This is a genomic window from Marichromatium sp. PS1 (assembly GCF_041155115.1).
GTDB lineage: Bacteria > Pseudomonadota > Gammaproteobacteria > Chromatiales > Chromatiaceae > Marichromatium > Marichromatium gracile.
Window position 1 is genome coordinate 76,044 of the sequence record NZ_BAAFHB010000004.1, and the last position, 11,123, is coordinate 87,166.

At 65.7% G+C, this 11,123-nt stretch carries 11 protein-coding genes and 2 pseudogenes; 12 read left to right on the forward strand and 1 reads right to left on the reverse strand.

Annotated elements, in window-relative coordinates; translation table 11 throughout:
• Positions 1–22 precede the first annotated feature (22 nt).
• The gene (gene flgA, locus ACAM26_RS09525; protein WP_123140786.1) at positions 23–772 is read right to left on the reverse strand and encodes a flagellar basal body P-ring formation chaperone FlgA; all 750 of its coding nucleotides are present in this window, start codon (positions 770–772) and stop codon (positions 23–25) included.
• A 257-nt stretch (positions 773–1,029) separates the two neighbouring features.
• On the opposite strand from flgA, the gene ACAM26_RS09530 reads away from it, so the two are divergent.
• From ACAM26_RS09530 to flgJ, 12 genes and pseudogenes are all read left to right on the forward strand, one after another.
• Positions 1,030–1,962, forward strand: coding sequence for a chemotaxis protein CheV (locus ACAM26_RS09530; protein ID WP_123140785.1), 933 nt, complete (start codon positions 1,030–1,032; stop codon positions 1,960–1,962).
• Between the two features lie 125 nt (positions 1,963–2,087).
• On the forward strand, positions 2,088–2,900 hold the full coding sequence (locus tag ACAM26_RS09535; RefSeq protein ID WP_123140784.1) for a protein-glutamate O-methyltransferase CheR: 813 nt from the start codon (positions 2,088–2,090) through the stop codon (positions 2,898–2,900).
• 239 nt (positions 2,901–3,139) lie between these two features.
• Entirely contained in the window at positions 3,140–3,544 is a 405-nt protein-coding gene (gene flgB / locus ACAM26_RS09540; protein WP_123140783.1) for a flagellar basal body rod protein FlgB, read from the forward strand.
• A 3-nt stretch (positions 3,545–3,547) separates the two neighbouring features.
• Complete coding sequence (gene flgC, locus ACAM26_RS09545) at positions 3,548–3,967, forward strand: flagellar basal body rod protein FlgC (protein WP_123140782.1); 420 nt, start codon at positions 3,548–3,550, stop codon at positions 3,965–3,967.
• Positions 3,968–3,977: 10 nt separating this feature from the next.
• Complete coding sequence (locus tag ACAM26_RS09550) at positions 3,978–4,658, forward strand: flagellar hook assembly protein FlgD (protein WP_123140781.1); 681 nt, start codon at positions 3,978–3,980, stop codon at positions 4,656–4,658.
• A gap of 76 nt (positions 4,659–4,734) precedes the next feature.
• A pseudogene (locus ACAM26_RS09555) lies at positions 4,735–5,280 on the forward strand (flagellar hook-basal body complex protein); the annotation flags it as partial.
• A gap of 540 nt (positions 5,281–5,820) precedes the next feature.
• Positions 5,821–6,594: pseudogene (locus ACAM26_RS09560) on the forward strand (flagellar hook protein FlgE); the annotation flags it as partial.
• 23 nt (positions 6,595–6,617) lie between these two features.
• Positions 6,618–7,358, forward strand: a complete 741-nt coding sequence (locus ACAM26_RS09565; protein ID WP_123140779.1) for a flagellar basal body rod protein FlgF — start codon at positions 6,618–6,620, stop codon at positions 7,356–7,358.
• A 30-nt stretch (positions 7,359–7,388) separates the two neighbouring features.
• Complete coding sequence (gene flgG, locus ACAM26_RS09570; RefSeq protein ID WP_123140778.1) at positions 7,389–8,180, forward strand: flagellar basal-body rod protein FlgG; 792 nt, start codon at positions 7,389–7,391, stop codon at positions 8,178–8,180.
• A gap of 20 nt (positions 8,181–8,200) precedes the next feature.
• Positions 8,201–8,893: a flagellar basal body L-ring protein FlgH gene (gene flgH / locus ACAM26_RS09575; RefSeq protein ID WP_123141875.1), complete on the forward strand. Its 693-nt coding sequence runs from the start codon at positions 8,201–8,203 to the stop codon at positions 8,891–8,893.
• A gap of 22 nt (positions 8,894–8,915) precedes the next feature.
• The gene (locus ACAM26_RS09580; RefSeq protein WP_123140776.1) at positions 8,916–10,058 is read left to right on the forward strand and encodes a flagellar basal body P-ring protein FlgI; all 1,143 of its coding nucleotides are present in this window, start codon (positions 8,916–8,918) and stop codon (positions 10,056–10,058) included.
• A 2-nt stretch (positions 10,059–10,060) separates the two neighbouring features.
• Positions 10,061–11,116, forward strand: coding sequence for a flagellar assembly peptidoglycan hydrolase FlgJ (gene flgJ / locus ACAM26_RS09585; protein WP_123140775.1), 1,056 nt, complete (start codon positions 10,061–10,063; stop codon positions 11,114–11,116).
• Positions 11,117–11,123 lie beyond the last annotated feature (7 nt).

An 11,123-nucleotide genomic window follows, 5' to 3' on the forward strand; every position in this document is an offset into this window, starting at 1 on the left:
CCGTCGCAGCCCCACCATATGGCTACAATGGTACGTGGATATGCCCGGAGGGTTCCACATAGCCTTCGACGATCCGGCGCGAGGAGCGGTTGCGCACGCGGATGCGCTCTCCCGCCGCTCCATCCTCGAGCGCCTCGCCGGACATTCGGACCATCAGGCCGCCGTCTCCCGAGTAGATGGTGACGAGCTGTCCGCGCTCGACGAGCTTGCGCGGGGCGACGTGGGCGCTGGTGATGACTTGCCCCGGAGTGAGCGCGCGGCGCGCTTCCATGCCGATCACGGCGTTCGGGTCCCTGAAGTAACCACCGCTCAGGCTCGAGACCTCCTGGCGTTCACGCCGCAGGTCGGTTGCCTGGATACGCTGCTCGCGGGCGATCGGCCTGGCGACCACCACGACCTGGGTGTGGCGCTCGATACGGGCGGGGACGAAGATCGACCATTGCACCGGCTCGGAGCAGCGCAGGTTGACGGTGGTCGAGCCGCTGGTGCGGGCGCCGGGGGCGAGACTGGCGTTCGGCGTACGATCACACCGCGCCAGTCGCAGGCGGGCGTCGATCTGGCCGACCAGGACCTCGATCTCGTCCGTCCCCGTCGTTTGGGTGATCGCCGAGAGATAGGTGGCCACGGTATCGCGGAGTCGCTCGACCGACTCGATCTCGCCAGCCTGGGGGTGCTGCGCTGGCCACAACAGCAGGCTGAGGAGACCGGCGAGGGCGATCGCCAGGCTGATGGTGCGCCGTGTCGGGTTGTCGATAGAGGTGGATGGTTGCATGGGGATCACCGCTGAATGGATGCTGGCGGGGTGCCGACGCGCCGGGTCGGCTGTCCGATACGCCATGGCATGCAGAAATCGCGCCTGAGCGTAGCCCGGGGCAGGGTCGATGGTGGCGTCTCGTTGGGTCATGATGCCCCGGAGAGACGAGTGGGAGAGGACGGCTGCGCCGAATTCGTTCATGAAGCCTGTCGGCTTAGGCTATCATGCTCAGGCATGATCACCCGGGCCGGCGGGCCTCGACTTGGAGGTGGTAGATGAGTCAGTTTATTGACGACGTCGATCAACGTACCCGCATGGTGGGGCAGAATCGCATGGAGCTGCTGCTGTTCCACCTCGGCAGCGACCAGACGTTCGGTATCAATGTGTTCAAGGTTCGCGAGGTGATCGCTCGCCCCAAGCTGCAGCAGTTGCCCGGGGCGAGCGCGATCGTGCGCGGCGTGGCGACGATCCGTGACCGCACGGTTTCGATCATCGATCTGGCGCAGGCCATCGGCTTCGTCGACCGGCCGGGGGATGATACCGATGCCAAGGTGATCGTCACCGAGTTCAACCGTTCGGTGCAGGGCTTCTGGGTCTCGGCGGTGGATCGTATCGTCAACGTCAACTGGGAGACGGTGAAGCCGCCGCCACGAGGGACCGAACAGGAAAGCTATCTGGTGGCGGTCACCGAGGTCGAGGGGCGGCTGGTGCAGATCATCGATGTCGAGCGGGTGTTCGCTGCCATCAATCAGCTCAAGGAAGATGTCTCGGAGACCACCCTGGAGCGGGCCGAGCACATCGATCATCACAAGTCGATCCTGGTGGTCGACGACTCGATGGTCGCGCGCAAGCAGATCGAGCGCGCCATTGGCGAGATCGGTTTCCAGGTCGAGACCCGCTCCGATGGTCGCGCCGCGCTCGACTTCCTCGAGGAGCTGGCCGAGACTGGCGCTGTCTCGGACACCATCGAGATGGTGATCTCCGACATCGAGATGCCGCGTATGGACGGCTATACCCTGACCCGCAAGATCCGCGACAATAGCAAGCTCAAGGATCTGCCGGTGGTGCTGCACTCCTCGCTGAGCGGGCAGTTCAACGCCGATATGGTCAAGCGCGCCGGGGCCGATGACTTCCTGCCGAAGTTCGATCCGGACGAGTTGGCCGCGATGGTGATGAAGCATGGTGGCCGACCCGCGGACGACTCCTGAGCGAGATGGCCCTTACAGTCTTCCTGATGCATAGAAAGTGTGAGTATTCCATTGAGTGATTCGATCAGCGTGGTCCTGCGCCAGTGCATGGCGGATGCGAACGGACGTTTGGCCAGAGGTCTGTCGTGATAGATCCGCAAGACTACGCAGAATTCTCGCGCTTTCTCTCCGAGTGCTGCGGCTTGGTGCTGGGTGAGAATCGTCAGTATCTCGTCTCCAGTCGGCTCTCGCGCCTGCTCGGTGAGTTCTCCTTCTCCAGTGTCGAGGAGCTGCTGCGCGCGCTGCGCCGCTCTGCGGACCCGACGCTCAAGTCGCGTGTGATCGACGCGATGACCACCAACGAGACCTCCTGGTTTCGTGATGTCTATCCGTTCGAGATCCTGCGCCACGTGGTCCTCCCCGAGCTGGCGGAAAAGAAACGCCCGATCCGCATCTGGTCGGCGGCCTGCTCGAGCGGTCAGGAGCCTTACAGCATCGCCATGGTGCTGGCCGAGTGGGAGCAGAGCTTTCCGCCGAAGAACATCCAGACCAGCGTGCTCGGCACCGATCTCTCCGATACCGTGCTCGCCGAGGCGCGTGGTGGTGTCTACGATGGGCTTGGGATCGTGCGCGGCCTGAGCAAGGAACGGCGCGACCGTTTCTTCGAGACCGTGCCCAACGGGCATCGCATCAAGCCCGATATCCAGCGTCGGGTCCGCTTCCAGAAGCTCAACCTGATGGAGTCCTATGCCGCGCTCGGCAAGTTCGAGATCGTCTTCTGTCGCAACGTGCTGATCTATTTCTCGGCCGAGACCAAGCGTCGGGTTTTTGACGGCATTGCCAAACAGATGGAGCCGGGTGGCTATCTCTTCGTCGGAGCCTCCGAATCGGTCGGCTCCTATACCAACGCCTTCGAGATGGTCCGCACGCCAAAGGGCGCCGTGCTCAGGCGTCGTTAGCGCCTCTCTACGACCCCGCTCGCGCTCCTGTCTGTTCGCGGCGGGGTCGTCTCCAGCCTCCCCAGCCTCCAGCCTCCAGCCTCCAGCCTCCAGCCTCCAGCCTCCAGCCTCCAGCCTCCAGCCTCCAGCCTCCAGCCTCCAGCCTCCAGCCTCCAGCCTCCAGCCTCCAGCCTCCAGCCTCCAGGTTGGCCTAATGTTTGCATTGTCTTCGGCAAGTCAATGCCACAGGCGTGTTCCACATGAGTCTTTCACTCGACAAGGCACTGGGGATCCAGCCCGCGGCGGTACGGGTGCGGGCACAGCGTCTGGAGCTGCTGGCCTCGAACCTCGCCAACGCGGACACCCCGAACTACAAGGCACAGGACATCGATTTCAGGTCTGCGCTCGCCACCCAGGTCGAGCGTGACGATCTGTTGCCACTGGAGCAGACCCGGCAGGGCCATCTGCCGCTGCCGCGCGCGGATCTGGACTCGGCGATGGCGCCGCTCTATCGCATCCCGTCGCAGCCGTCGCTCGATGGCAACACCGTCGACCCGCAGTTCGAGCGCGCCGCCTTCGCCGAGAACGCCATGCAGTTCCAGAGCAGCCTCGAGTTCCTCAATCGTCGGGTTTCCGGCATCCGCTCCGCACTACGCAAGGAGTAAGGCATGAGCACCCTATTCAGTGTCTTCAATACCTCGGCCTCGGCGCTGACCGCGCAGTCGGTGCGACTGAATACCGTCGCTTCAAACCTGGCCAACGCCAATACCGCGGCGAGCTCGCCGGAGGAGACCTACAAGTCGAAGCAGGTGCTGTTCCAGACCCTGCTCGATCGCAGCGACCCCACGGGCGCGGCCCGCCCGGTGCGGGTGGCCGATATCGTCGACTCCACCGCCGAGCCGATCCCGACCTTCGAGCCCAACCACCCGCAGGCCAATGAGGAGGGCTATGTGTTCCGCCCGGCGATCAGCGTCGTCGAGGAGATGGCCAACATGATGTCGGCCTCGCGCAGCTACGAGGCCAACGTCGAGGTGATGAACACCTCGCGCCAGCTGTTGCAGCGCACCCTGCGCATCGGTCAGAGCTAGGAGCCTCGCCATGAGTGAAATCAATACCGACGTGCTCACTGGGCTGGGGCTCAGCAGTTACGAGGGCACCAAGAAGGAACCGATCGACAACTCGCTCGGCCAGGAGGACTTCCTCAAGCTGATGACCACCCAGCTGTCCAACCAGGACCCGCTCAACCCGATGGAGAACGGCGAGTTCATCGGCGAGCTGGCGCAGTTCTCCACCGTCACCGGCATCGAGGAGCTGACCGTCGCCTTCGAGTCGTTGGCGCAGTCGTTCAGCCAATGGCAGACCCTGCAGGGCGCGTCCCTGGTCGGTCGCGATGTACTGGTGCCGGTCGAGGACTTCGAGTTCCAGTCGGGGGAGACGGTGGCGGGAGCGATCAGTCTGCCGAGCTCCGGGACTGGCGTTACGGTCGACGTCTACAACGATGCGGGACAGGTGGTGCGCTCGATGGATCTCGGTACCCAGGCATCGGGCTTGCATGACTTCACCTGGGACGGCTTGACGAACGACGGAACGGAGGCGCCCAGCGGCACCTACGAGTTCAAGTCCAGGGCGCTGCTCGGCGAGAGCACCGAGGCGCTCTACACCCTGGTCAGTGGCGAGGTCAGCAGCGTCGCCCTGGGCGGGGAGGACAGTGGCCTGGTGCTCCAGGTGCAGGGGCTCGGCAACGTCGACTTCAACAGTGTGTTCCGCATCGGCAGTTGACGCGCGCATGGATGCGGCGCGCCGGTAGACCCTGGGACGTCATCGCAGATATCAGCTCTAGTTCAGGAGACGCATCATGCCTTTTCGCATCGGACTCAGTGGTCTGAACGCCGCCTCGGCCGACCTCGAGGTCACGGGTAACAACATCGCCAACGCCGGCACCGTCGGCTTCAAGGAGTCGCGCGCCGAGTTCGCCGACGTCTTCGCCAACTCCTACGGCGACATCACCAAGACCGCCATCGGCTCGGGCGTGCGTCTGGAGGCGGTGACCCAGCAGTTCAGCCAGGGCAACATCGATTTCACCGACAACGCGCTCGATCTCGCGATCAACGGTGAGGGCTTCTTCGTGCTCAACGACAACGGCGAGCAGCTCTACACCCGCGCCGGGGCCTTCCAGGTCAACCGCGACGGCTTCGTCGTCAACAGCGCCGGCCAGCGTCTGCAGGTGTTCCCGCCGGTCGAGAAGAACAGCCCCGACCCCGGTTTCAGCACCGGTCAGTTGAGCGACCTCCAGCTCGACTTCGGTGACAATCCGCCGCGTCCGACCTCGGAGATCGACATGTCGATCAACCTCAGCTCGGAGGCCGAGCAGATCGTCGACGAGGAGGCGGGGGTGATCAATGTGACGGCCGATCCCGCCAACACCGGCGCGGTGACCGAGTCGCGGGTCTATGTGGTCGATTCGAGCAACCCGAACTATCTCAACCCGTTCACCCTCACCTACGACGCGACCAACGATGAGTACACCTATGATGACGGGACCGGTACCCAGGTCCCGGTCGCGGCGGAGAATGTCGTGGTCAGTGGCGACAAGACCACGATCACCGTCAATGGCTGGGCGATGGAGCTGTACGGCACACCCGCCGATGGCGATCAGTTCTCGACCGCGCCCGAGGCGACGGCCACCGTGGGGAGCGCCAACACCAGCGCGGTGACCGTGAGCGGTCTGGCGGTACTCGACTCCTCGGACCCCGATATCCTCGATCCGGCGACCCTGGTCTATCAGGGGGCGAACGCGGCTGGTGACGAGCAGTATCTGCTCAACGGCAAGCTGGTGCTGGCCACGGTGAGCGGTGGCCAGCACGTCATCTCCGAGAACGGCTGGGAGCTGACGCTGTCTGCCCAACCCGATGTCGGCGACGAGTTCAGCGTGGCCTTCGAGCCCGGGGCCCCGGTGAAGTTCGACCAGACCGATCCGGAGACCTATCAGTACTCCACCGCGCTGACCCTCTATGACTCGCTCGGCGCGCCGCGCACCGCGACCATGTACTTCGTCAAGACGGAGAACACCCTGGAGTGGGAGGCCTATGTCGATCTCTCCGGGTCGAACCTGTCGCCGCCGCAGCCGCAAGGCCCGGTGAAGCTCACCTTCGACTCCAACGGCGTGATGACCAGTCCGACCACGGCGACCGACTTCACCTTCGATCTCGCCAACTACGACCCGGTCAATGGCGGTCTGCTCGGTGAGATCGACCCGGTCACGGGCGAGGCCACCGGGGTGGTCTCGATCGACTTCTCCGACATCACCCAGTTCGGCCCCGACTACTCGGTCGACGATCTCAACCAGGACGGCTTCACCACCGGGCGTCTGGTCGGTTTCGACGTCGACCAATCGGGTGTGGTGTTCGCCCGCTACACCAATGGTCAGGCGGCGGCGCTGGGACAGGTGGCGCTGGCCAACTTCACCAACCCGCAGGGCCTGCTGCAGCTCGGTGACAACAACTGGGCGGAGTCCTATGCCGCCGGCGACGTGGTCTACGGCGAGGCCGGCACCAGCAGTCTGGGGCTGGTGCAGTCGGGCGGGCTCGAGGCCTCCAACGTCGATCTCGCCGAGGAGCTGGTCAACCTGATCATCGCGCAGCGCAACTATCAGGCCAACGCGCAGACCATCTCCACGGCCGACGCCATCACCCAGACCATCATCAACATCCGCTGAGTCGCGGATCACGGGGCTGAGTCATGGATCGTTTTCTGTACATCGCGATGTCCGGGGCCAAGGAGAATCTCTACGCCCAGAGCATCAACAACCACAACCTGGCCAACGCCGACACCCACGGCTTCCGCCAGGCGCTGGCAGACGCCTACACCGCGCCGGTGCGCGGGCCGGTGTATCCGTCGCGCGACTATGTACAGGTCGGCAACGAGGCCATCGACTTCACCCCGGGGCCGCTGCAGAGCACCGGGCGCGATCTCGATGTCGCCGTCCGCGGCGAGGGCTTCATCGCCGTGCAGGCCGCCGACGGGGGCGAGGCCTATACCCGCGCCGGCAACCTGCACGTCGACAGCGTCGGTATCCTGCGTACCGAGCGCGGGTTGCCGGTGCTCGGTGACGGCGGGCCGATCGCGGTGCCACCCTTCGAGTCGATCCTGATCGGCACCGACGGCACCATCACCGTGCGCCCGCAGGGCGCCGCCCCGAACACCCTGGCCGCGGTCGAGCGCATCCGCCTGGTCAAGCCCGATACCGACAACCTGATGCGGACCGACGATGGCCTGATTCGTGCAAAGGATGGTCAACCGGTGCCGCCGGATGCCGGTGTCCAGGTGGTCACCGGGATGCTCGAGGGCAGCAACGTCAATACTGTGGCGGCCCTCACCCGGCTGATGGAGCTTTCCCGGCACTTCGAGATGCAGGTCAAGATGATGGACACCGCAGACAGTCTCGAACAGACCAGCAATCAGTTGCTGGGGATCAGTTAACCGCGTTCGCGCCAGTACAGGAGTCGCACCATGAATCGTGCCCTCTGGGTCGCCAAGACCGGACTCGACGCGCAGCAAACGCGTATGTCGGTCGTCTCCAACAATCTTGCCAACGTCAACACCACCGGCTTCAAGAAGGGGCGGGCGGTGTTCGAGGACCTGCTCTACCAGACCGTGCGCCAGCCCGGTGCCCAGGCCACCCAGGAGGCACAGCTGCCCTCGGGTCTGACCCTGGGGACCGGCGTGCGCACCGTGGCCACCGAGAAGCTGTTCAACCAGGGCAACCTGATCCAGACCGAGAACGCCCTCGACATGGCCATCGAGGGGCGGGGCTTCTTCCAGATCCTGCTGCCCAGCGGCGAGATCGGCTATACCCGCGACGGCTCCTTCCAGCTCAACGCCGACGGCGAGGTGGTGATGTCCAACGGCTATCCGCTGCAGCCGGGGCTGGTGGTCCCCGAGGACACCCAGTCGCTGACCATCGGCAAGGACGGCACCGTTACCGCCCAGTTGCCCAACCAGCCCGAAGGGGTCCAGCTGGGGATCGTCCAGTTGGCCGACTTCATCAACCCCGCCGGGCTGCAGCCGATGGGCGAGAACCTGTTTCTCGAGACCGGGGCCTCGGGTGCGGCGCAGCAGTCCAATCCCGGGCTCAACGGCATCGGCACCGTGATCCAGGGTTCGCTCGAGAGCAGCAATGTCAACATCGCCGAGGAACTGGTCAACATGATCGAGACCCAGCGCGCCTACGAGGTCAACTCCAAGGCCGTCTCCGCCGCCGATCAGATGCTGCAGTTCGTCAACAACAACCTGGCCCGCTGAGGGCCGGGACGAGGCACCGCATGAACACCCGCCCACTGATGACATTGGCACTGATCTCCTCCGCACTCTCCGGGTGTGCCAGCCTCGATCCGCCGCGCCCCGGCGACTCGCCCGAGTACCAGACGGTGGCCCCGACCACGGCCGCTGCCAGCGCATTCAACACCGGCTCGATCTTCCAGCAGGGTCGTGCCAAGACCCTGTTCGAGGACTACAAGGCGCGGCGGGTCGGCGATATCCTCACCGTCGAGCTCGCCGAGAGCACCAATGCCCAGAAGACCGCCGAGACCTCGACCTCCAAGGATTCCGGTTACTCGATGGATCTCGGCAGCGTCAGCATCGCCGGTCGTCCGGTGACCGCCGGCGGTGCCTCGCTGTTCGCCGCCGAGTCGAACGCCGGACGCACCTTCGACGGTGCCGGCGACTCCAAGCAGAGCAACCAGCTCACCGGCAGCATCACCGTGACCGTGGCCCAGGTGCTGCCCAACGGCAATCTGGTGGTGCAGGGCGAGAAGTGGCTGGGGATCAACCAGGGTCAGGAGTACGTCCGGCTGCGCGGCATCGTGCGCCCGGTCGATATCAGCGCCACCAATACGGTGCAGTCGACCCAGGTCGCCAATGCCCAGATCTACTACGGCGGCACCGGCGCGCTGGCCGACAGCAATGGCCCGGGATGGCTCACCCGGATCGCCAACAGCCCGCTGTTCCCCTTCTGATGGCGCGGGCAAGAGGTTCGACATGAACGATCGCAGTCTCGCCCTTGTGTTTTCGCTGCTGCTCGGTGTGTTCGCGCCGTTTGCACTGGCGGGCAACACCTATGCACCGGATGATGCCCGGGTGGCGCGGGTCAAGGATCTCGCCACCATCTCCGGGGTGCGCGACAACCAGCTGCTCGGCTATGGCCTGGTGGTCGGGCTCGACGGCACCGGCGACCAGACCACCCAGACCCCCTTCACCATCCAGACCATGAAGAACATGCTCGGCCAGCTCGGCATCACCGTGCCGGCCGACGTCAATCCCCAGCTCAAGAACGTCGCCGCGGTGATGGTGACCGCCGATCTTCAACCCTTCGCCAAGCCGGGGCAGCGCATCGACATCACCGTCTCGTCGATGGGTAATGCCAAGAGCCTGCGTGGTGGCACCTTGCTGATGACCCCGCTCAAGGGCGCCGATGGCGAGATCTATGCCATCGCTCAGGGCAACCTGATCGTCGGCGGTTTCGGCGTCGAGGGCGCCGACGGCAGCCGGGTCACCGTCAATGTCCCGAGCGTCGGACGTATCCCCCGGGGGGCGACGGTCGAGCGCGAGGTGCCGAGCGCCTTCGCCCAGGGCGGGCTGATGGTGATGAACCTGCACCGTCCCGACTTCACCACCGCCAGCCGCCTCGCCGAGGCGGTCAATCGCACCTTCGGCAACGACGTCGCCCAGCCGATGGACGCCTCTTCGGTACAGATCCATGCCCCGATCGACCCGGGTCGCCGGGTCGACTTCGTCGCCACCCTGGAGAACCTGGAGGTGGAGACCGGGGAGCCGGCCGCCCGGGTGGTGATCAACTCACGTACCGGCACCGTGGTCATCGGCTCCGGGGTACAAGTCTATCCGGCCGCCGTCTCGCACGGCAGCCTCACCGTGACCATCAGCGAGGACGCCCTGGTCTCGCAGCCGCAGCCGCTCGGCGGCGGTCAGACCGCGGTGGTGCCCGATACCGGCATCGACGTGACCGAGGAGAACAACCGCATGTTCCTGTTCGCCCCGGGGACCTCGCTCGACGAGATCGTGCGCGCGGTCAACAACGTCGGCGCCGCGCCCGGCGATCTGGTGTCGATCCTCGAGGCGCTGCGCGAGGCCGGCGCGCTGCGCGCCGAGCTGGTGGTGATCTAGTCATGCTGCCGCTCGACTCCACCTCCGCACTCACCGCCCGGGCGGGACTCGGCAACCGTCTGGCCGCCGATCCGGCGAGCCTGAAGTCGCTCGGTGCCGTGGTGCGGCGTAACGATGCCGCCGCGCTCGATACCGCCGCGCGCGCCTTCGAGTCGTTGCTGGTCGGGCAGATGCTCAAGCAGATGCGCACCGCCTCGCTCGGCGAGGGCATCCTCGACTCGCAGCACAGCCGCATGTACCAGGAGATGCACGATCAGCAGATCGCGGCGAACCTGAGCGATGGGCGGGGGTTGGGCATCCGTCAGGCGCTGCTGCGCCAGCTCTCGCCGTCCGGGCCGGCGGTGAGCGCCGAGAGCGGCGCCGAGCGCACCCTCGCCGTCCCCGAACGCACCCCCTGGTTGCGGCGGCTGCATCCGGCGGAGAGCTCGACGGACGCGGCACCGACCGCCCGGAGCGAGGAGGCCGCGTCGGGTGCGACCTCGACGGGCATCGCCCGCGCCGGGGAGGGGCGCTGGCCGCCGCGCAACCCGCAGGAGTTCCTCGACTATCTCGCCCCGCACGCCGAGCAGGCTGCCGCGCGACTGGGTGTCGATCCACATGTGCTGCTCGCACAGTCGGCGCTGGAGACCGGCTGGGGGAAGCACGTGCCGCGTCATGCCGATGGCAGCAGCAGCTTCAACCTCTTCGGCATCAAGGCCAATCGCGCCTGGCAGGGCGAGCGCGTCTCGGTCGGCACGCTCGAGTATCGTGACGGCGTGGCCCGGCGCGAGCAGGCGCGCTTTCGTGCCTACCCGAGTCCCGCCGGTTCATTCGAGGACTATGTCGATTTCCTCCAGCGCAATCCTCGTTATGGTGATGCGCTGGCCCATGCCGACTCGCCGCGCGATTTCGTGCGTGGGTTGCAGCGCGCCGGCTATGCCACCGATCCGCGCTATGCTGAGAAGATCCTCGGCATCCATGCCAAGCTGCGACGGATGAGCGCCGAACAGGCCACGGAAGCGCCTGCCGCGCCTCAAGTTTCCACGGCGCCGGCCGATAAGACTCGAGTGCGAGGGTAGATGATGC

Coding starts and splice junctions, on each gene's coding strand:
- flgJ (WP_123140775.1), top strand. CDS start 10,061: ATGCTGCCGCTCGACTCCACCTCCGCACTCACCGCCCGGGCGGGACTC.
- ACAM26_RS09530 (WP_123140785.1), top strand. CDS start 1,030: ATGAGTCAGTTTATTGACGACGTCGATCAACGTACCCGCATGGTGGGG.
- flgC (WP_123140782.1), top strand. CDS start 3,548: ATGAGCACCCTATTCAGTGTCTTCAATACCTCGGCCTCGGCGCTGACC.
- flgB (WP_123140783.1), top strand. CDS start 3,140: ATGAGTCTTTCACTCGACAAGGCACTGGGGATCCAGCCCGCGGCGGTA.
- flgA (WP_123140786.1), bottom strand. CDS start 772: ATGCAACCATCCACCTCTATCGACAACCCGACACGGCGCACCATCAGC.
- ACAM26_RS09565 (WP_123140779.1), top strand. CDS start 6,618: ATGGATCGTTTTCTGTACATCGCGATGTCCGGGGCCAAGGAGAATCTC.
- flgG (WP_123140778.1), top strand. CDS start 7,389: ATGAATCGTGCCCTCTGGGTCGCCAAGACCGGACTCGACGCGCAGCAA.
- ACAM26_RS09550 (WP_123140781.1), top strand. CDS start 3,978: ATGAGTGAAATCAATACCGACGTGCTCACTGGGCTGGGGCTCAGCAGT.
- ACAM26_RS09580 (WP_123140776.1), top strand. CDS start 8,916: ATGAACGATCGCAGTCTCGCCCTTGTGTTTTCGCTGCTGCTCGGTGTG.
- flgH (WP_123141875.1), top strand. CDS start 8,201: ATGAACACCCGCCCACTGATGACATTGGCACTGATCTCCTCCGCACTC.